This window comes from Halonatronomonas betaini (assembly GCF_015666175.1).
Classification (GTDB): Bacteria; Bacillota; Halanaerobiia; order Halanaerobiales; family Halarsenatibacteraceae; genus Halonatronomonas; species Halonatronomonas betaini.
Genome location: NZ_JADPIE010000004.1, coordinates 225,524 through 245,789, shown reverse-complemented (window position 1 = coordinate 245,789; position 20,266 = coordinate 225,524). Strand labels below are relative to the sequence as shown.

Below are 20,266 nucleotides of genomic sequence, written 5' to 3'. Positions count from 1 at the left end.
TATCACCGTTCTTTCTGATTATTTTCTTCTCTTATTTTAATAAATTTATCTCTGGCTAACTCTTTATAATATGGCTTAGTTGTTGATTTTCTAACAATTTTATCTAAAATAGGCATTGCTTCTTCATGATGACCATGTTCAATTGATAGATCTGCCAGCAGTAAAGATAGCTTTTCTTTAGCCTGGGAATTCAAGTTTTGATTATTTTCTTTATAATAAAAATCCTTGAGCTCCTGGTAAGCATTTTCTGATGCTTTATTTGCAAGCTCAACTTCATCCTGATCACTATAAAGCCAGCTTAATCTGAGCCAGGATGCTGCAACCTGCTCCTTTTCAACACCAATAAAATTATAACAGGCAATATTTAGATAATAACTATTAAAGACTTGATTTAAATTCCTTGGCTCACTAAAGCCTGCTTGAAATTGACTTGATATTTTTCTTTCTACATAAATTTTAAATTCTTTTCTTATTTTTTGCTTATTGGCCTTAGAAATATCATTAAATTTAATTCCTGGGGCTGCATAATAACATTGAGGACAGACCCGAATTCGATACCAGATAGGTTCGAAATTTTTATAGACTTTTCTTAAATTATCTTTTATCTTTTCAAGTCTCAATCTTGATCTTCGAATAATTTTAGCTTTAAAGTTATTGCCACAGGCAGGGCAGTCTATATCTTTTGAGTAAAGGTAATGCTGATATGATTCTGGAGCCTCCCTGTTGTAATTCCCATGGCCATCCAGGAAAAACTCGCCTGGTGACTCTTTTTTAGACTCTTCATTCTGGTTTGACTTAATAGAGTCTAAATCTAAATTAATCTTAACTGGATCTTCTAATTGCTGTATTCTTGAAACCAGGGTATTAATTAATTGTTGATTTATTTCTGTATCTGCTCCAATCAGGTCAAAAAAATCTTTAGCTGAATAACTGAAAATGGAAGCACCATTCTGAGCTGCAGTAGCTCTAATCTTTCTAGTTTGATTATTGATTAGAGCTAGTTCACCAAATAAACCTCCAGATTTTATGATTTCAAAGGCTTCTTCAGCACCTCTAGCTTTTTTAGATAGAATAATTTCTCCCTGCACAACTATATAAATATCATCAGCAGAATCCCCATAATCAAAAATTATATCGCCAGCATTATACTTTAATAGCTGGCTGGAATCTGACTCGATTAATTGACTCATCAACGACAAAATTAACACCAGCCTTTATAATTATTTAGAGAAAATTTTACTTAAAATCCCCTTTATAATACCTTTGTCTTTTTCCTGCTTTTTTGTTAATTTAATATTATCTTTCTGGATTTTAATATTGACACTCTCTGCCCCATCTTTAAGAGCAGTAATTAAATACTCAAACTGCTTTGAAACTGAATAATTCTGTCTTGGAAGGTCAAGTCTCTCAACAACTGATTGATAAATAGTCTTTAATTCATCTTCCTGATATTGTAGTTCCACTATCAATTCTTTTATTTCATCAATAATTCCTGGAGCTATCCTAATCATAATTGGGTTAAAGTTATTGTTATTACTCAAACCACTAAGATCAATATGATAGACTTTCATTAAATTCTTTAAGGTTTTTTGATCTTTATCAATATCTCTATAAATATTGGCCATACTTAAAAATATATTTCTATAATCATTCCAGGCTTTTTTCTTTCTAGCTTTTTTGCTATTTTCTTTAAGAAGATCAAGGGCAACTTTTCTATAACTGCTTTCTTTAGATTCAAGATAGGTATTATGAAATTTATTAAGATCAATATTTTTCTGCAATAATTTTCTTCTATGGTAATAAATCAAATGGGGATGATCATTAATAATCTCTTCACCCCTTGCAGTTAATGCATAACTGGCTTTCTTTTGATTAACCTCCATTAAGCTCTTTTCAATTAATTTATCTTTTATTTTAGCCGAATCTATATTATACTGTTTGTCAAGGTAATCATTAATTCTGCTGCCTGCTTTAACCTCATCATATTCTTTGAGAATAAGAATCTCTTCTGGATTAATATTCATGCTTCACCTCTTTCAATAAATAAAATTTAACTATCTTACTGGTCTAACATTTTTTCAGATATAATCTGCTGATAAACCTGCTGCAATGGCATACCCTTTGACTTTGCTATTTCTTTACATTCTTCATATTCAGGAGAAAACTTTATTAACTCACCATTATAAAAAGCTGCTTTAAGAGTAACAGTTCCAAAACTGGAATTAAAATTAAGAAACTTTCTTTTAAGGCAACTTCTTTTAATCTCTTTAATTCTAATACCTAATGTCGTAGTTTCTTTAAAAATTATCTTTTCCAGATCTAACTGTTTCTTTTCAGGACAGAGAACAGACAGCATGACCCCAGGTCGATTTTTCTTCATTTTAATATCAGTTAAAAATACATCAAGAGCACCCTCTGCAAATAGCTCATCAAAAAGGTAGGAGTAGATTTCAGGATTCATATCATCAATATTTGTCTCAAGTAAGACTAAATTATCTACTCTTTTTTTTTAGCCTGATAGACCCTTAATACATTTGTTATCTCGAGTTCCTTTTTTCCTGTACCATAGCCGATTTTTCCAATATTTAATTCAGGTAAAGAAATGAATTCCTCGGCAAGGGTCTTGATAATAGCTGCTCCTGTTGGAGTAACCAGTTCACTTTTAATGCCATTAGAATAGACTGGTACATCTTTTAAAATTTCAATAGTTGCCGGTGCAGGCACAGGAATGTTGCCATGATCGGCATTTACAAAGCCTGTCCCCAGTGGTATCTTTGAAGAGTAGATATGATCAGGATTTAACATCTCAATAAGTATTGCAGTCCCAACTATATCCACAATAGAATCAACAGCTCCAACTTCATGAAAATGAACCTGACTAATATCTTTATCATGGACCTTTGCCTCGGCTCTGGCTACTTTTTCAAATATTGTAATACTTAATTCTTTAACAGCATCACTTAAGTCACTATTATTAATTAACTTTTTGATATCATTGAAATTGCGATTATGACTGTGGTGATGAGAGTGGCTGGATTTATGGCTATGGTTATTACAATCAGAAAGACTTGCACTATGGTCATGATTATGGCCATGATTATGATGACCAGTACTCTTATTTAGAATAACTTTAAAATCTGTTCCAGTTATACCATTCTTCTTCTGCCTGGTTATTTCCAGTCTATATTCATCCAGCTTTAGTTTCTTTAACTCTTCTTTGAATTCATTCTGGTCTATATCTAGATCCAGCAGAGCTCCAATTGTCATATCGCCACTAATCCCTGAATTTATATCAAAATAAAGTATTTTTTCCAAATTAATCGCTCCCTTTTAAAGCATTCTCGATCTGCAAATTAATAGTACTGGCCAGATAGGCTGCCCCAAATCCGTTATCAATATTAACAACGCCAACACCACTGGCACAGCTATTTAACATTGTTAACAAAGCAGAAACCCCGCCAAAGTTAGCTCCATAACCGACACTGGTAGGTACGGCTATTACTGGTTTATCAACCAGGCCACCAACAACACTGGCTAGAGCTCCTTCCATACCGGCAACAGCAATTATTACAGATGCCTGATCCAATTTATCAAGACTGCCTAAAAGTCTGTGAATCCCTGCTACACCAACGTCATAAAGCCTATCGACTTTATTTCCAAGAGCTTCTGCTGTGACTGCTGCCTCTTCAGCAACTGGCATATCAGATGTGCCACCACTGACAACTAAAATTTTGCTATTAGTTTCCTCTAGCTCCTGTTGTTTAATAAAAATCATTTTTGGCCTTGGATGATAAATAGCATCAGGGGCTATCTCTTTAACCATCTCAAAAATTTCCTGACTGGCTCTGCTGGCCAGGATATTATTATTAGTCTTTAACATTTCAGTAATAATGGCTTTAATCTCTTCTAAAGATTTTCCCTCACAGTAAATCACCTCAGGAAAACCATTTCTTAAGCTTCTATGATTATCTACCCTGGCAAGACCTATATCTTTATAGGGTAGATCTTTTAAAGAATTAAGGGCTGTTTCAATATCAACTTCATTTGATCTAACTTTTTCTAGTAATTCTCTTAAATCTTTTTTATTCATCTTCAACCTCCGGACTCTGATTCATACTTCCAGATTTATAGCCTCCTAAATCAAAGGTTACATAATCAAAACCAAGACTTTTAAGTTTATTATTCAAATCATCAAGAACCTCTAAATCAAATAGCTTTTTCCTTTCTTCAGGAAGAACCTCAATTCTGGCAAGATCGTTATGATCACGAACCCGGTACTGATTAAATCCGAGTTCAGCCAGATATTTTTCTGCAGTTTCTATTCTTGCAAGTTTTTCTTCAGTAATTTCCGAGTCATATGCTACTCTAGTAGCCAGGCAGGATAATGAAGGTTTATCCCAGGTTGGCAGATCCAGGCTGGCAGATAGCTCTCTGATCTCAGATTTACGTAATCCGGCCTCAAATAAAGGGCTTCTAATTTTTAACTCTTTTAATGCCCTCAGCCCAGGGCGATAATCTCCCTGGTCATCCTGATTAGTACCTTCTATAACAGTTCTTTTCTCAGCCTCAGCATATTCTTTGATCTTTGAGAAGATCATCTTTTTACAGTAATAGCAACGCTCAGGGCTGTTCTTTAAGGCCTTACCTAACTGCTCAAATTCAATATTAATGATCTGATGATCTATATTTAAATCTTTGGCCAGCTCAGCCGCCTCTTCAATCTCTTTTTCTGGAATAAAAGGAGAGTTTATTGTTATAGCTTTAAGATCAAGCCCCATCTCTGCAGCAACACCTGCTAAAAGAGTGCTGTCTACACCTCCAGAAAAAGCCAGCAAAGGTCTATCAATCTTAGCTAATATCTCTTTTAACTTCTCATATTTTGATTCATGGTCCATATTATCACTCCAGTATTTTACCTATTTAAAAACCAATAGATTTAATCGCATTATATCTATTTAAAAATTCTTTAATTTCTGTCAGGGTCTGATTTAAGTCTTTATCAAGATCGCATTCAATATTCAAAACTAAAACCGGGTCATGGAGAGACATTCTTAATAAAAACCAGTCATTGCCACCGGTACTAATTCTGACCCCCTGATAATTATTCGGTGCAAGCTTCCAGCCTGGAATCTTAGTTACGTATTCCTTTAAATCATCGATTACCTGTTGCCCATAATCTTTATAATCTTCCAGGTCAATGTCCATTCTGAATTCCTTTTTAATATTCGCTTCTTCAAGATCTTCAATTAGACTTTTTAATTTTATACCCTCCGTTGCCAGATTGGCCATTTTAATTAAGATTTTAGCAACTAAATAGGCACCATCATCGAGAAAATAATTTTCTTTTAAAGCTGCATGGCCTGAAGTTTCAATGGCAAGTGGAGCCTTAATCCCCTCCTGTTCCAGGCGAATAGCTTCATTAATGACATTTTTATAGCCTCTTTTGAAGCGATGATGCTTACCACCTAATTTTTCTTCTATGAATTTATTTAAACCAACTGAGGTCACAGAGTCTGTAACTATTGTGGATCCAGGGTTTTCCTCTAAAACTATGGCTGATGCCAGGGCTATTAATTTATTTCTATTAATTGAATTACCATCACCATCTACAACTGCTGCCCTATCAACATCAGTATCAAAGATAATGCCTAAATCAGCATTAGTTACTTTAACAGCCCCCTGAATTGAGGCCATAGCTTCTTTATCCTCTGGATTCGGAGGATGATTAGGAAAGTTACCATCTGGTTCTAAAAACTGACTACCTTCTGTATCTGCTCCCAGTGGTTTTAAAATTTTATCGACAAAGAAACCTCCAGAGCCATTCCCGGCATCAAGTATTACCTTAAAACCCTTCAAAGGCTTTTCTTGATCAACCTCTTCATTCAGATTAGCTCGAACCAAGTTTTTTAAATGATTAGAGTAATCCTCCATTAAATCAATTTTAAAGTCTTGACCGGTTCTATTTACAGATCTAAAATCATTCCTGGCTGCAAGTTTTAAGATTTCTTGAATATCTGCTTTCTCAAGTCCACCTTCTTTTGTAAAAAACTTAAAGCCGTTCTTATCAGATGGCAGATGACTGGCTGTAATCATAACTGCTCCATCATAATTATAACTGGCAAAGACAGTTGACATGAACATAGCTGGCGTTGAAGCCAGACCTGTAAAGTAAGTATCTGCACCTGCTGAACGAATGCCAGTTGATAGAGACTGACTTAATTTATCAGCTGATAATCTTGAGTCATGGCCAATCCCAATTTCTAAATTATTAGTTTCAATATCTAACTTATCACCTAGCCAGAAAGCAAATGACCTGCCGATCTTTTCAACGACCTCTTCAGTTAATTCTATATCCTGCTCATTATCAGCAATCGCTATACCCCTAATATCTGAGCCGCTCTCTAATTTTAACCAGTTAGTTTCTCTCAAAATATTACCCCCTTATAGCTAAAACAATATTTATAAAATATATGCTACTACTAATTATAATATAGTTATATAATAATTGCATATCATACCCTTGCAAAATCAAGACTTTAATTGAATTTCCCAGTTCTTAAAAAACTGGCAACCAGAGCTGCTGTCTCTTCCTGATAATGAATTTCTTTATGATGATATGGAACTACAATAAAATCAGAGAGTCCAGAGAATTTTACTGATTCTACTTTTACCCGACCATCATTTTCTCCTTCAAGAAATCTGCCAAAGAATCTGGTAGTTTTATTGCCTGCTATTGCCCCTATTTCAATAGCATCACCCTCTATTAAGTCCATTGCCTCAACATTCTCTACTTCAAGAGATTCAAGAGTAGTAAAGATACTGGTCCATATTTCTGAGATATCTGAAACAAGGGTTGCCAGACTACTCCCCTGGTTTGGTGTGGCTATTTGAACTGCTCTATTGATCAAATCTCTATTATCAAGTTGATCTAAATATTTTCTAATCACCAGTCCACCGGTACTATGACCGACAAAACTAATTTTCTGATCAGTATCCATGTTGATGAGAATATCGTCCATTTTATCTTTAAAAACATCAGTAGCATGTTCAACAGATCTAAATCTTAAAGGCAAATCAACAGTAACTGTCTCATAACCTTTAGTTTCAAGATATTCTTCTAACTGGATCATATCTCTATGATCTTTATTATAACCATGTATTAGAACAACAATCTCTCTACTTTCAGCCGCCTGAAGCAGTTCATCTGCAAGAAAGAAGCTGGATATCAAAACAGCTGAGAGCATTAAGATGACTAACAATAATTTATTCACCTATCTCACCACCATCTAATTGATATTATCATTATAACTTATTCTATAATTTATATCCAGCAAAGGTCTTTTTATGTTATTATTAATACAGGAGGGATTAAATTATGGATCTTAATAAAATTTATAAAGCCAGGGGTAACGCCTACCTGGTTGGTGGGGCAGTCAGAAATTTATTACTTGCTGAAAAAATCAATGATCTAGATTTAATCATATCAGGTTTATCAGAAGAGAAATTTTTAGAACTATTTTCTGATGCTAAAAAAGTAGGTACTGATTTTGAAGTTTTCTTATTAAAAGATAGAGAGAAAAATATAAAATATGAAATCACCTTAATTAAAGATGATGAGCTGCATAAAGATTTAAAAAGAAGGGACTTTACCATCAACAGTATCGCAATAGAATTAAAGGAGCTAAGATTAATAGACCCTTTTAATGGTCTATCGGATCTTATTCTTGGCAGGCTGGAGATAACAGATAAAAATAGCTTCAAAAAAGACCCTTTAAGAATATATCGTAGTTTCAGGCTTGCCATTAAATATAATTTAAAAATTTCTGAGAAAACTCTAAAGCATCTGCTTTTAAATGCTGAACAACTTAAAGGGATTTATCCTGAGCGGGTTTTTGAAGAGCTAAAAAAAATAATCTTAATCGATGAGGCCAGCCAGTTTTTCTGGTTACTCAAAAAATTAGACCTATTAAAGTACCATTTTCCAGAATTAAAGGAATTAATAGGCGTAAAACAGCCTGAAGAACATCATCCTGAAGGGGATGCTTTCACTCATACTATGCTTGCCTTTGAGGAGATAATCAGGCTTACAGCTAAACCAGAATTTACTGACAGAAAAAAATTTATGTTAAGATATGCAATTTTAGTCCATGATCTTGGCAAAGCAGCAACTCCTCCAGAAGAGTATCCCCATCATTATGATCATGAGGAGTATGGACTGGCTATTCTTGATACTATCAAAGCCAGGCAGGACTATATACTACCTGAAAAAACTTATAAAGCAGCCAGCCTTGTAATCAAACAGCATATGCGTGTTTATTATTTTAATAAGATGAAACCAGGTAAAATTGTTCGCCTGTTTGAAGATATAAAGAGATCGCCACTTTCAATTGAAGAATTTGCCCTTTTACTGATTGCTGATGATCAGGGCCGGGCTAAAGACAAAGAAATTCCTGATTATATTGATGAAATGATTAATCTCTATCATAGAATGTATGCAGATACCGGTGGAGATGATATTGACCAGGATAAATATCAGGGAGAAGCATTTGGAGAACAATTATTCCAATACCGCTGTCAATATATTAAAAAAGCCAGAGAAAACTAATCCTCCTCTCTGGCCTTTTCAATTGCCGATCTAGTAGATGAAAAGATGTGATCATCAGCTTTGAAAACATTATCCCTGCCAACTTTATTTACTATGCCATAACGAACAAACATTTGATATATTTTACTATCTATTCCGCAGAGAATTACCTGACCCCCTGAATCACTAACTCTATCTATGAAGGATTCCAGTTCTTTTAATGAAGTTAAATCAATATTTTCTACATCTCTAAGCCTGATGATAAAGACCTGATCTTTAACATAGCTTTCATCTAAATTATGCTTAAGATTTTCAGATGCATTGAAATTAATATTTCCTGCCAGGTTGATCAGAATATAAGACTCTTTGTCAAAATTACCATTTTCAATCTCTGACATCTCCCGTCTATGAAATTGCTCCCCCCTATCTTCATATTCAAAATGAGAGTAATTTAGTGAACTGGTATTTTTAAGAACCAGAATAAATGAAACTATCACACCAAAATAGACTGCATAATCTAAGCGGGGCAAACTGATTGTTGTAATAAACGTTGCCATAAATATCAAGCTATCAAATCTATTTTTAAAACTATTTCTAATCTCTTCAAAATCAACCATTTTTATTGCAACAACAATAACAAGACCAGCCAGACTGGCAATCGGAATATAGCCTGCCAGAGGGCTGAAGAAGATAATAAATAGGGTTACAGTAATTGCAGTAATTAAACCAGAGAGACGGCTATTGGCTCCAGCCTGGTAATTGGTATAACTTTTTGTAAAAGAACCGGCAATTCCAAAACTACTAAAGAATGAACAGCCCAGATTAATAATTCCCTGGCCTAAAAAGACCTGATTAAGCTCAACTTCCTGCCCGGATTTTAATTCCAATGATTTGATCACAGATAATGTCTGAATAAATCCTAAAAGGGCAACAGAAAGAGCTGTACTCCAGTATTCAGCAATAAAGCCCAGGTCAAGTGAATGGGTTGAAAAATAAGGTAATCTTGCTGGAAAGTTTTCAACTACTTCAAGATTATTATGCCATCCAGTTAGATAAACCAGGCCAACTGGAATAACCATTGCCAGAAGATAATTTGGCATTCCTGGCCTGAATTTTTTTAAGAGAATTAAGATTGAAATTGTTAAAAATCCGATAAAGACTGAATAAAGATTAGCCTCTTCAATATTTATTATAAAATAATATAATTCCATAAAGACATTAGGAGCTGAAGGCAACTCTAATCCAAAAAGATTATCAAGCTGACCACTAAATATTATAATAGCCACCCCTGCTGTTAAGCCTCCAATCACTGATCTAGAGATATAATTAACCAGATCACCAAGCTTAAAGAAGGCCAGCAAGAGCTGGAATACTCCCATCATAAAGGTTAATAAAAGTACAGCTTCCAGATATTGGTCACTACTGATTCCAGAAAGGCCACTGGCAATGGCTACAACAATTAGATTAGTTGGACCAACTATTAAATAATTGGATACTCCAACGAATGAGGCTATAAACATTGATACCAATGATGTGTAGAGGCCATAGATTGGATCCAGTCCAAGAATTAAAGCATAGGCCATATTTTGAGGCAAGGCAATTGCTGCTACTGAAAGTCCGGCAGTTATGTCATCAATAATATCATCTTTAGAAGTTGAATAATCTAATTTATCTAATGTTTTTTTAAGCATCTTTAGCTCACCTCAATCAAAACTTTTTTCACTAAAATCTAAAGATCTAGTTGTTAAGTTTATTTTATTATTCTATAATATAATTAGTCTTATTTCAAATAAAGTACCATAAAGTTAATATATTTCACAGGAGGGGTAATTTTGCCAAAAGAAAATATGAAAAAACGGGAAGAAGTTAAAGAATCATTAAAATGGGACCTGACCAGGCTCTTTAAGGATGAATCTGAGTATCAAGAAACATTAAAAGAAGTTAAAGAGGGTGTTGCCAGAATAGTTGAAAACTATCAGGGTGAGTTAGATAATCCAGAAACTATCCTCAAGTGCCTAAAAGATTATGAAGAAATGATGATTAAAGGACATCATCTTTATACCTATGCTTATCTGGCAACTTCAGTAGATGAGGCCAATTCAGAGAACCAGGAACGGCTGATGAAAATCAGAATGAACTTTTCAAATTTAATGAGCCAGACATCGTTTATAGAAAGTGAGATTAAGGAGTTAGATGATGAAATTTTAGATAAGGTGATATCTAAATCTGAGAATTATCAGGTTTATCTTGGTGATTTAAAAAGAAGTAAAGAATACAAGCTTGATTCGGCAGTTGAGAAATCCTTATCTGCTCTTTCACCGGTGCTTGATGCCCCTCAAAATATATACAATCAGGCCAAACTGGCTGATTTAGATTTTGACAAATTTGAGATCAATGGCGAGGAATATCCATTAAGTTTTGTTCTCTTTGAAAATGAATACCAGCAGGAAGCTGATACTGAGGTGAGAAGAAAAGCCTTTGAGCAATTCTCTAAAAACCTTGAAGATTATAAGAATACAATGGCATCAACCTATAGTACCCAGATTCAAAAAGAGAAGATCATGGCAGATATGCGTGGTTATGATGATATCTTTGAATATTTACTATTTGATCAGAAGGTCGATAGAGAGTTATATGATAGACAGATTGATCTGATCATGGAAAAGCTGGCTCCCCATATGAGAAAATACGCTACCCACCTCAAAGAATTATATAATTTAGATAAAATGACCTATGCTGATCTAAAAATTCCTTTAGATCCAGACTTTGAGCCAGAGGTTACAGTTGAAGAATCAAAAAAATATGTTGAAGGTGCCCTTTCAGCATTAGGAGAAGAATATAAAGATTTAGTTATGAAATCATATGATGAACGCTGGGTTGATTTTGCTCAAAACAAAGGAAAATCTACAGGAGGCTTCTGTTCCACACCCTATGGAGTTAATTCCTATATTCTCCTCTCCTGGACTGGCCTGATGAGTCAGGTATATACGCTGGTCCATGAATTAGGGCATGCCGGTCATTTTATTTTATCCCAGCAGAATAATAGATTATTTGAAGACAGACCATCAACCTATTTTGTTGAAGCGCCCTCAACTATCAATGAGCTGCTCTTAACAAATTACCTGATAGAACAAAAAGATGAACCCCGTTTTCAGCGCTGGGCCCTGGCTACAATGATTGGCAATACCTATTATCATAATTTTGTCACCCATCTTCTGGAAGCTGCCTACCAGCGAGAAGTCTATAAATTAATCGATGATGACGAAAGTATTCATGCTGAAAAGCTAAACAAATTAAAGAAAGAAGTTCTTGAAGAGTTCTGGGGCGATGCTGTCGAGATTACTGACGGTGCCGAACTGACCTGGATGCGCCAGCCTCACTATTATATGGGTCTTTATTCATATACCTACAGCGCCGGTCTAACAGTCGCAACTGCTGCCAATCAGCGAATTAAAGAAGAAGGTCAGCAAGCTGTCAATGACTGGATAAATGTTCTTAAAGCTGGTGGCACTAAAACCCCGGTGGAGCTTGCTAAGATGGCTGGAGTTGATATTACTACAGCCAAACCATTAAATGATACTATTGATTTTATTGGCGAATCTATAGATAAGATTATTGAATTAAGCGGAAAAATTGAAAAGTAAACCTTAATAATATTGAATATAAATGCCCTGGAAATGAATGCTCCCAGGGCATTTTTTATTTAACCACCATCAGCCAGGGTTAAAAGGCTGATTCTATCCCCTGACTTTAGAGCTGTTTCTTTACTTGCTGGCTGGCCATTAACTAAGATCATTATATATTTAATCTCTTTTTCTGGGAATTCAAGTTTTTGAAAAATATCAATGATTCTACTGCCAGCATTTAATTTTAAGTTTAGCTCATTCTGGTCTCCAGAGATATATTTCTCCAGATGGCCGACAATTTTTACAACGACTTCTAGCTTTTTTTCAGTTCCCATGGGTTATTCTATCCACTCGATACCCATTCTAACAAGCTTTGACCTGGCTGGTTCAAGAGTCTCTGGATCCCAACCCATCATCTGATAGCGGAGTTTTAGGGCTTTAGCAAAGTCATCTCTATCTATCCCATTTTTACCCTTTAAAGGACCATCAATGAAATCTTCATAAAACTTTTCTGGTAAAAAATCATCTTCTGGTTTTAAGCCAGCCTTATTATTAAAGACTCTGGCCATATCTATTGATCTTTCTGCTGCTTCCATTAATTCCTTTAAACTGATATCTTCTCCTGTAACAGCATGGATTAACTCTAACATCATTTTAATCGAAACTGGTCCTCTAGGAGCATAACCAAACTGGCAGGCTCCTAAAATATCGATAAGTGTCCAGTAAAGATCAAGATTAACATAAAGGCGAACCTTATCCTCGCCGAGAGATAGAGGATCAACAGGATCATAGATACCCAGTGACTTTGTTGATTTTGTGCCATAACTATCGATTGTTGCATAGAAAGAATCATGGGGCGCTTTCATATGATCGGCCCCGTAGCCAGCAGTTGCATACTGGATGCCGACACCTGTTTTAACTCTTGGATCATGCATTGGAACTTCCTGGCCTTTAACCTGATGGGTATATTTAATAGCGCCATTTCCTATTTCTTGAGCAGCCTTCAAACTGCCCTCAGCCAGTAGATCGCCTAAGCCTTCCCGTTTGGCAATCATTTCAATCATTTTTAGAGTTCCATCGCCATTGCCGAATTCCAGTTTCACTCCGCCAGTATCTTCTTCAGTAAGAATGCCATTTTCGAAGGCCTCCATGGCAAAGGCGATTGTCATCCCTGTTGAGATTGTATCCAGAGTATATTTATTGCAGAGTTCATTGGCCTTGGCAATAACTTCTTTGTCAGCTATCTCAAGGGTTGAGCCAAAAGAACCGACTGTTTCATATTCAGGGCCTCCGTATTTAGGATCGACCTGGTACTTGCCTTCTGTAATTTCAACGACCCGCTTGCAACGAATCGGACAGGCAAAACAGCCCCGACCTTCTTTAGAAATTGATTCCTTCCAGGCCTTAGCTGAAATTTCTTCAACCTGATCGAACTGCCCAAGATTCCAGTTTCTAGTTGGCAGGGCTCCTGCTTCCTGATTAGATTCAACTGTGCCCCAGGTTCCAACATCATGGAGAGATGAACCTAATGGATTTTTCATACCCTCTTTGGCTGTCCACCGGTTAATCTCTAAAACCTTATCTTTATTTGCCAGTTCAAGGTTTTCCCGACCTCTAACAGCAATAGCTTTTAGATTTTTTGAGCCCATGACAGCTCCATGGCCATTCCTTCCATTAAAATGGCCGAGATTATTTGTGATACAGGCATAGCGGACTAGATTTTCTCCGCCTGGGCCAATCTGAGCAACCTGAACCCGCTCATCTTCATGTTCTTTGCGGATCTCTGATTGGACTGCACCTGTCTCCTTACCCCAGAGGTCGCTGGCATCTTTAAATTCTACCTGGCCATCTTCAATATAGAGATAAGTCGGTTTTTCTGCCTTACCGGTAATAACGATAGCATCAAAACCGGCCTTCTTTAATTCTGGAGCCCAGTAACCGCCGGCTTCGCTTTCACCAAAACCATTGGTCAATGGAGATTTACTACATACTGTCAGCCTGGGAATGGCCGGACCCTGAGCACCAACAATGATGCTAGCTGCAAAGACCAGCATATTCTCCGGGCTAAATGGATCTACTTTTGGATCCATCTCCTTATGCATGTAATAAAGGGCAAAACCTCGACCTCCAATATATTTCCGATAAAAATTATCATCATGTTCATCGACAGTAAATTCTTTATTAGTAAGATCTACCTTTAAAATTTTATGGTTAACTCCCTGCATTTTCAACCTCCTCTAATACTTCTTTGATATCAGGTCTTTCAGACGGTTTGTATTCTTTAGACCAGACAACTTCTCCTTTCGGATTTATTAAAACATTGGCCCGTTTTGAATGACCTCTATATTCTATAAATACTCCCATCATCCTGGCTGCAAATCCTAAAGGATAAAAATCTGATAATATTTTTAAATTCTCAAGTCCAAGTTCTTCGGCCCAGGCTTTTTTAGTTGGCACTGGCTCAATACTGATACCAAAAGGAATTGTATTATTATCAATAAAATCCTGATAATACTGTTCTAAATCTGTCATCTGATTGGCACAGACTGATGTCCAGGCTAGTGGATGGAAAGAAAGTAATTTATATTGTTGATCATAATCACTTATATAAATATCATTGCCATCCTGGTCTGGCAGAACAATTGCATTAGGATTATTCCCTGGTGAAATTACCATATCAGATACCCCCTTTTATTAATGTTTGTAATATTCATGCTGACCTTTATAGGCTTCAGGTTCTATTCTAGTTCTCAGACTGTAAAGTTCTTCCTCTGTAGCTGGTTTAAAGTTTTCTACTATCTTTAAATTCTGCTCCAGAACCTGGAATGAGTCTATCCCGCTAACCAGGGTTGAAATAGGTAATGAAAGACAATAGGTTATTGCATCTTCAACAGATAAATCGGTATTAAAAATCCGTCCTGCAGCCAGGCTTTTCATTCCAATTACGCCGATTCCTCTTTCTTCTGCCTGGGGAATTAATTGATTTTGAAAGCTCCGGTAATGATAGTCAAGAATATTAACCGGTATCTGAAATGTATCCCAATCAATATCTAATTCCAGCATTTGTTGGTGATAATGGGGATCTCGATGACCTGTAAAACCGAGATACCTGATCTTGCCAGCTTCTTTAGCCTTAAGGGCTGCCTCCAGAACTTTCTCTTTTTCGATTCTGGCAGGCTCTCCTTCATTTATTATCTCATGAAATTGAAGAAGATCAATATAATCTGTTTGCAATCTCTTTAAGCTATCTTCTAATTGTTTATTAAAACTTTCAACTGTCCGACCATGATTTTTTGTCATTAGAAATGCCTTTTCTCTATATCCGTCCTGAAGTGCTTTGCCCATTAGCTTTTCGCTGAGTCCATTATGATAACACCAGGCATTGTCCATAAAAGTTATACCCTGATCGATAGCCTCTCTAATTAAACCAATCGAATCATTTTCTTCCAGAAGTCCAATGTGATAACCGCCAAGTCCAAGGATAGAAACTTCCTCACCGGTTGAACCTAATACTCTGGTTGGTACCCTGCTGGCCATCTTTAACACCTCTTTTTATTGATTTTATTGCTTTAGCTCTATAAATAATATTCTACAGAATCTGGTTTAGACCTTTTTTTAGATAAAAAAACCTCCCTGGAGAAAATCAGGGAGGTTTTCAGGGAGTTATATAATTTAAGGTAAAGCTTTATATTTTGCGATAAACGATAACATAATTTGTTGCTCCACTGCCACCAACATTGTAACTTAAGCCGATCTCAGGATTATCAGCGGCAAGTCCAATTGGATTGCCATTAAGCTGTCTGGCAGCCAGGGCAGCCATTGAGACTCCTGTTGCTCCAACTGGGTGACCCTTGGCCTTTAAACCACCTGAAAGATTGACAGGCAGTTTGCCATCGGCAGCTGTCCAGCCCTCTTCTATTGCTTTTCGACCCTGGCCATCCTCTGTTAATCCTAGAGTTTCATAGGCAAGGAGTTCAGCAATTGTAAAGCAGTCATGGACCTCGGCAAAATCCAGGTCTTCAACTGTAATTCCAGCCTCTTCATAGGCTGCTTTAACAGCCATCTTACCGGCAGTAAATTCATAATCAGCTCTTTTAGCCAGCTCTAAAGAATCTGTAACCTGGGTTAGAGCTGTGATCTCAACAGCCTCATGATTATTTTCTTTAGCCAGCTCTGTTCTGGTTAGAACAACTGCAGCTGCACCATCTGTAATCAGTGAGCAGTCATATAATCTTAATGGTGATGCTATCACCGGGTTTTTATCATCTTCTAAATCAAGGATCTCCTGATAGTTGCAGTCCCAGGGCATCTGAGCAAAATCATTGGCTGTTGCATTCTGGTGATTTTTAGCAGCTATCATGGCAAAGGTCTCTCTTAATTCTTCATCAGATAGATCATGATGATCTTTATAACCTTTAGCAAACTCTGCAAAAAGACCCGGGAAAGTCATACCTTCAGCACCCTCTGTTGGCCAGTATGAGGCCTTGGATAGAGCTTTCATTGCTCCCTTGGTATCCAGACTGGTCATCTTTTCTGCGCCAACAACCAGGGCATAATCGATGGCCCCTGATAACAGGGCATCTTTTGCTGCCTGAATGGCTGCTGAACCTGAGGCACAGGCATTTTCAACTCTAACTGCTGGAGTATATTTAAGATCCTCTGAAATCTCAAGACTATAGGCTCCTAAATGTTCCTGATTATTAAAACTACCTGCACTGTAATTGGCAACAAAGATTCTACCGATATCTTCTCCGCTCACACCTGAACTGTCTAATGCTTCTTTGCCTGCATTCTCCAATAGATCATATAATGATTCATCTAAACGACCAAAAGGGGTATGGCCTGTTCCTATTATACTAATTGTCATTTAATATCACCTCTTAATTGATTTTTTAACCTAAGACTAAACCGCCATCGACTGGCAGAATTGCGCCATTGATAAAGCTGGCATCATCTGAAGCCAGGAATAAATAGGCATTGGCTATATCCTCGATCTCGCCAAGTCTCCCGACTGGAGTCTTATTTTTCATTTTATCTAAAATTTTATCCGGTACTGCATCAAGCATCTCTGTATTGGTGAAACCTGGAGCTATACAATTGACTCTAACGCCTTTACCGGCAAGTTCTTTGGCCCAGGTTTTGGTTAGTCCGATTACACCAAATTTACTGGCTGCATAATTGGTCTGACCGACATTACCATAGAGGCCAACGACTGAGGAGGCATTTAAAATAACCCCGCCATCAGATTCCATCATCTTCTGGGCTGCAAATTTTGAGCAGTTAAAGACTCCTTTTAGGTTGACATCGATAACTTTATCCCAGGCATCCTCTGACATCTTTGAAAGAAAACCGTCAGCTGTGACTCCGGCATTATTGATTAGAATATCGACTTTGCCAAATTCTTCGACTGTCTTTTCTACCATTGCTTCTGCTGCCTCGGTATCTGAAACATCAACCTGAACAAAGATAGCCTCTCCATTTTCATTCAATTGATCTGCTGTTTCCTGACCGGTCTCAGCATCATAATCAGCGACAACAACCTTTGCTCCCTCTTCAATGAATAGTTCTGCAACACCTTTACCGATTCCTGATGCTCCACCTGTAACGATTGCAACTTTTTCTTTTAATCTCATGATTTATCACTCCTTGGATTTATTAATTAATTTCTAAGCCCATCTTTTCTGGTTTAAATAGGGCTGAATCCATCTCTTTAAGGTCATCTGCGATTGCAGGTTTAAATTCCATCTGGGCCAGGATATCTTCTTCAAGGTCAACACCTGGGGCTATCTCTGTAAGAACCAGACCCCTTGAATTTAATTCAAAGACTGCCCTTTCAGTGATATAAATAATCTCCTGACCCTCTTCAATTGCATATTCACCACTGAAGGAAATCTGCTCAACATCATTGATGAATTTAGTGATTTCGCCTTCCTGCTTGATATTGAGTTTACCATCAGTTAATTCAAGTTCTAAACCTTTAGCTGTAAAGGTTCCGCAATAGACAACTTTTTCAGCATTCTGGGTAATATTTACAAAACCACCGACACCGGCTATTTTCGGGCCGAACCGGCTGACATTGACATTACCGATCTGATCGACCTGGGCTAAACCGAGGAATGCAACATCGATTCCGCCACCGTCATAGAAATCAAACATATTGGGCTGGTCGATAATAGCCTCTGGATTGGTTGCTGCTCCAAAGTTTAAACCACCGGCTGGGACTCCACCAATTGGACCTGCCTCAACTGTTAATTTCATCTCCTCATTGACACCTTCTTCAGAGGCGACTGCTGCAACTCCCTCTGGCATACCGAATCCGAGATTGACAACTGCATCTGGAACTAATTCCATAGTTGCTCTTCTGGCAACGATCTTTCTCTCATCAAGTGGTAATGGTTCTAATGATCCCAGTGGAACTTTAATCTCACCGGTATAGGCAGGATTATATTCTTCGCCAAAGGATTGATGGTGATTATCCATATCTTCAGTCTCAACAACATAATCTACCAGAAGTCCAGGGATTTTAACATCCTTTGGATTTAAAGATTCATTGCTGGCAATTCTCTCTACCTGGGCAATAACAATTCCGCCAGAATTTTTGGCAGCCTGAGCCATCGGTAATGATTCCAGGGTTAGAGCTTCTTTTTCCATGGTGATATTGCCCTTTTCATCGGCAGTTGTTCCCCGAATGATGGCAACATCGATAGGAAATGGCTTGTAACGGAGATATTCTTCTCCATCTATCTCCATTAATTCGATTAAATCTTCAGTTGTCTTTTCATTGAGCTTACCGCCCTGAACTCTTGGATCTGCCAAAGTTTTTAAACCGACATGGGTGATAGTTCCTGGCTTGCCTGCAGCAATATCTCTAAAGAGATGGGTAATAACTCCCTGGGGAAAATTATAGCCTTCAATCTTTTCTTCGATTACCAGAGTTCCAAGCTTTGGAGCCAGACCCCAGTGGCCACCGACAACTCTTTTGATCAGGCCTTCATAGGCCAGATGGTTCATACCTCTATCTCTGCCATCGCCCTGACCGGCAGCATATACGACTGTTAGATTTTCTGGCTTGCCTTCATCTAAAAATCTCTGCTCAAGATTGCTGGTTATCTCTTCTGGATGACCGAAACCGACAAAACCTCCAACTGCTACTGTTGAATTATCTTCAATAAGCTGACATGCCTGTTCAACTGAAACAACTTTATCTTTTCTAACCATAATTTATTCCTCTCCTTTGTTAAAATTTCCTGCCAGAGCTTCAAGCTTACTGGCAACTTCGTTTAGCTCATCACTTGAAGCGGCGGTCTCTTCCATGACCGCTGCCTGGTTATCTGCAATTTCCTGTACCTGTTCTGTAACACCTTTGATTTTATAGCTTAATTCCTCTATTGAGTTTAAAATTTCAGTAATCTGTTCCAGAGATTGATCACTTTCTTTAGAAAGCTTTCTAATTTCATCTGCTACAACTCCAAAGCCACGACCGGCCTTACCGACTCTGGCTGCTTCAATGGCTGCATTTAAGCCTAAAAGGTTGGTCTGGGAGGCTATCTCTCTGACAAAACCAATCACTTTTTCAATTTCATCCATCTCAGCAGTCGAGTGTTCAGCATACTGATTTAATTTATTGACTGAACTGGAAAGATCCTGGGCCTGTTCGGCTATATCCTGGGTTGCTTCTTTTAAATCTGATGAGCTGGCTGTCAGGTGATTGGAGATCTCATTGATTAAATCCTGCCGTTCAGTATTTTCACCGGCAAAGACTGAACCGACCACATTGCCAGTGCTATCCTTTAAAGGGATTGCGATTCCAATATAGCGGCAACCGAATAATGTTTTATCATCGACTCTTTCTGTTATCTTCCGGTTTTCCTCCATGGCTCTGACGACCAGGGAGCCTGGCTTTAATTCCTGACCTGTTTGAACGCCATGATTTAACTCATCTCCAGGACAATATGATAAATATTTTTCTCTATCTGTAACTGCGATTGCTATATCTACTGTTACCAGCTCGCTGATAAAGGGAGCTGCATTGATGAAACTTTCTAAAATATCCAAA

At 37.3% G+C, this 20,266-nt stretch carries 19 protein-coding genes; 2 read left to right on the top strand and 17 right to left on the bottom strand.

Annotation, left to right across the window (positions count from 1 at the left end; translation table 11 throughout):
* Positions 1–2: 2 nt before the first annotated feature.
* The 8 genes from I0Q91_RS08670 to I0Q91_RS08635 form a co-directional block, all read right to left on the bottom strand.
* Entirely contained in the window at positions 3–1,190 is a 1,188-nt protein-coding gene (locus tag I0Q91_RS08670; RefSeq protein ID WP_270454224.1) for a DUF2225 domain-containing protein, read from the bottom strand.
* Between the two features lie 30 nt (positions 1,191–1,220).
* On the bottom strand, positions 1,221–2,024 hold the full coding sequence (locus I0Q91_RS08665; protein ID WP_270454088.1) for a hypothetical protein: 804 nt from the start codon (positions 2,022–2,024) through the stop codon (positions 1,221–1,223).
* 35 nt (positions 2,025–2,059) lie between these two features.
* Positions 2,060–2,461, bottom strand: a complete 402-nt coding sequence (gene larC2, locus I0Q91_RS14490) for a nickel pincer cofactor biosynthesis protein LarC2 (RefSeq protein WP_270454086.1) — start codon at positions 2,459–2,461, stop codon at positions 2,060–2,062.
* 35 nt (positions 2,462–2,496) lie between these two features.
* Positions 2,497–3,315, bottom strand: a complete 819-nt coding sequence (larC, locus tag I0Q91_RS14485) for a nickel pincer cofactor biosynthesis protein LarC (RefSeq protein WP_270454084.1) — start codon at positions 3,313–3,315, stop codon at positions 2,497–2,499.
* A 1-nt stretch (position 3,316) separates the two neighbouring features.
* Positions 3,317–4,090, bottom strand: a complete 774-nt coding sequence (gene larB / locus I0Q91_RS08650; protein WP_270454082.1) for a nickel pincer cofactor biosynthesis protein LarB — start codon at positions 4,088–4,090, stop codon at positions 3,317–3,319.
* Positions 4,083–4,895, bottom strand: a complete 813-nt coding sequence (larE, locus tag I0Q91_RS08645) for an ATP-dependent sacrificial sulfur transferase LarE (protein ID WP_270454081.1) — start codon at positions 4,893–4,895, stop codon at positions 4,083–4,085. Before larE ends, larB begins: the two co-directional genes overlap by 8 nt.
* 25 nt (positions 4,896–4,920) lie before the next feature.
* Complete coding sequence (locus tag I0Q91_RS08640) at positions 4,921–6,429, bottom strand: phosphohexomutase domain-containing protein (RefSeq protein WP_270454080.1); 1,509 nt, start codon at positions 6,427–6,429, stop codon at positions 4,921–4,923.
* Between the two features lie 107 nt (positions 6,430–6,536).
* A complete protein-coding gene (locus I0Q91_RS08635) occupies positions 6,537–7,271 on the bottom strand; it encodes a lipase family alpha/beta hydrolase (protein ID WP_270454078.1) in 735 nt (244 codons plus the stop codon).
* A gap of 104 nt (positions 7,272–7,375) precedes the next feature.
* On the opposite strand from I0Q91_RS08635, the gene I0Q91_RS08630 reads away from it, so the two are divergent.
* A complete protein-coding gene (locus tag I0Q91_RS08630; protein ID WP_270454077.1) occupies positions 7,376–8,605 on the top strand; it encodes a tRNA nucleotidyltransferase/poly(A) polymerase-related protein in 1,230 nt (409 codons plus the stop codon).
* On the opposite strand, the gene I0Q91_RS08625 is transcribed toward I0Q91_RS08630, so the two are convergent.
* Positions 8,602–10,275 (bottom strand): SulP family inorganic anion transporter, encoded by a 1,674-nt coding sequence (locus I0Q91_RS08625; RefSeq protein ID WP_270454076.1) that lies wholly within the window; start codon positions 10,273–10,275, stop codon positions 8,602–8,604. The two genes, I0Q91_RS08630 and I0Q91_RS08625, sit on opposite strands and share 4 nt — an antisense overlap.
* A 156-nt stretch (positions 10,276–10,431) precedes the next feature.
* Here I0Q91_RS08625 and pepF point away from each other — a divergent pair, with 156 nt between their 5' ends.
* The gene (gene pepF, locus I0Q91_RS08620; RefSeq protein ID WP_345790973.1) at positions 10,432–12,228 is read left to right on the top strand and encodes an oligoendopeptidase F; all 1,797 of its coding nucleotides are present in this window, start codon (positions 10,432–10,434) and stop codon (positions 12,226–12,228) included.
* Positions 12,229–12,287: 59 nt separating this feature from the next.
* On the opposite strand, the gene I0Q91_RS08615 is transcribed toward pepF, so the two are convergent.
* The 8 genes from I0Q91_RS08615 to I0Q91_RS08580 form a co-directional block, all read right to left on the bottom strand.
* Complete coding sequence (locus I0Q91_RS08615; RefSeq protein WP_270454073.1) at positions 12,288–12,545, bottom strand: MoaD/ThiS family protein; 258 nt, start codon at positions 12,543–12,545, stop codon at positions 12,288–12,290.
* 3 nt (positions 12,546–12,548) lie between these two features.
* Entirely contained in the window at positions 12,549–14,435 is a 1,887-nt protein-coding gene (locus I0Q91_RS08610; protein ID WP_270454072.1) for an aldehyde ferredoxin oxidoreductase family protein, read from the bottom strand.
* A complete protein-coding gene (locus tag I0Q91_RS08605; protein ID WP_270454071.1) occupies positions 14,422–14,886 on the bottom strand; it encodes a redoxin domain-containing protein in 465 nt (154 codons plus the stop codon). Before I0Q91_RS08605 ends, I0Q91_RS08610 begins: the two co-directional genes overlap by 14 nt.
* Positions 14,887–14,904: 18 nt before the next feature.
* A complete protein-coding gene (locus tag I0Q91_RS08600; RefSeq protein ID WP_270454070.1) occupies positions 14,905–15,747 on the bottom strand; it encodes an aldo/keto reductase in 843 nt (280 codons plus the stop codon).
* Between the two features lie 148 nt (positions 15,748–15,895).
* Positions 15,896–17,077: a thiolase domain-containing protein gene (locus tag I0Q91_RS08595; RefSeq protein ID WP_270454068.1), complete on the bottom strand. Its 1,182-nt coding sequence runs from the start codon at positions 17,075–17,077 to the stop codon at positions 15,896–15,898.
* Positions 17,078–17,102: 25 nt separating this feature from the next.
* The gene (gene fabG / locus I0Q91_RS08590; protein WP_270454067.1) at positions 17,103–17,843 is read right to left on the bottom strand and encodes a 3-oxoacyl-ACP reductase FabG; all 741 of its coding nucleotides are present in this window, start codon (positions 17,841–17,843) and stop codon (positions 17,103–17,105) included.
* A gap of 22 nt (positions 17,844–17,865) precedes the next feature.
* Positions 17,866–19,428, bottom strand: coding sequence for an acyl CoA:acetate/3-ketoacid CoA transferase (locus I0Q91_RS08585; protein WP_270454066.1), 1,563 nt, complete (start codon positions 19,426–19,428; stop codon positions 17,866–17,868).
* Between the two features lie 3 nt (positions 19,429–19,431).
* Positions 19,432–20,265, bottom strand: a complete 834-nt coding sequence (locus I0Q91_RS08580; RefSeq protein ID WP_270454065.1) for a methyl-accepting chemotaxis protein — start codon at positions 20,263–20,265, stop codon at positions 19,432–19,434.
* Between the last annotated feature and the right edge of the window lies 1 nt (position 20,266).

What these genes read in the sequence shown, in the direction of transcription:
- fabG (WP_270454067.1), bottom strand. Translation starts at nt 17,843, where the DNA reads ATGAGATTAAAAGAAAAAGTTGCAATCGTTACAGGTGGAGCATCAGGA.
- I0Q91_RS08630 (WP_270454077.1), top strand. Translation starts at nt 7,376, where the DNA reads ATGGATCTTAATAAAATTTATAAAGCCAGGGGTAACGCCTACCTGGTT.
- I0Q91_RS08595 (WP_270454068.1), bottom strand. Translation starts at nt 17,077, where the DNA reads ATGACAATTAGTATAATAGGAACAGGCCATACCCCTTTTGGTCGTTTA.
- larC2 (WP_270454086.1), bottom strand. Translation starts at nt 2,461, where the DNA reads ATGAATCCTGAAATCTACTCCTACCTTTTTGATGAGCTATTTGCAGAG.
- I0Q91_RS08615 (WP_270454073.1), bottom strand. Translation starts at nt 12,545, where the DNA reads ATGGGAACTGAAAAAAAGCTAGAAGTCGTTGTAAAAATTGTCGGCCAT.
- I0Q91_RS08625 (WP_270454076.1), bottom strand. Translation starts at nt 10,275, where the DNA reads ATGCTTAAAAAAACATTAGATAAATTAGATTATTCAACTTCTAAAGAT.
- larE (WP_270454081.1), bottom strand. Translation starts at nt 4,895, where the DNA reads ATGGACCATGAATCAAAATATGAGAAGTTAAAAGAGATATTAGCTAAG.
- I0Q91_RS08600 (WP_270454070.1), bottom strand. Translation starts at nt 15,747, where the DNA reads ATGGCCAGCAGGGTACCAACCAGAGTATTAGGTTCAACCGGTGAGGAA.
- I0Q91_RS08585 (WP_270454066.1), bottom strand. Translation starts at nt 19,428, where the DNA reads ATGGTTAGAAAAGATAAAGTTGTTTCAGTTGAACAGGCATGTCAGCTT.
- pepF (WP_345790973.1), top strand. Translation starts at nt 10,432, where the DNA reads ATGAAAAAACGGGAAGAAGTTAAAGAATCATTAAAATGGGACCTGACC.
- I0Q91_RS08605 (WP_270454071.1), bottom strand. Translation starts at nt 14,886, where the DNA reads ATGGTAATTTCACCAGGGAATAATCCTAATGCAATTGTTCTGCCAGAC.
- larB (WP_270454082.1), bottom strand. Translation starts at nt 4,090, where the DNA reads ATGAATAAAAAAGATTTAAGAGAATTACTAGAAAAAGTTAGATCAAAT.
- I0Q91_RS08665 (WP_270454088.1), bottom strand. Translation starts at nt 2,024, where the DNA reads ATGAATATTAATCCAGAAGAGATTCTTATTCTCAAAGAATATGATGAG.
- I0Q91_RS08610 (WP_270454072.1), bottom strand. Translation starts at nt 14,435, where the DNA reads ATGCAGGGAGTTAACCATAAAATTTTAAAGGTAGATCTTACTAATAAA.
- I0Q91_RS08670 (WP_270454224.1), bottom strand. Translation starts at nt 1,190, where the DNA reads ATGAGTCAATTAATCGAGTCAGATTCCAGCCAGCTATTAAAGTATAAT.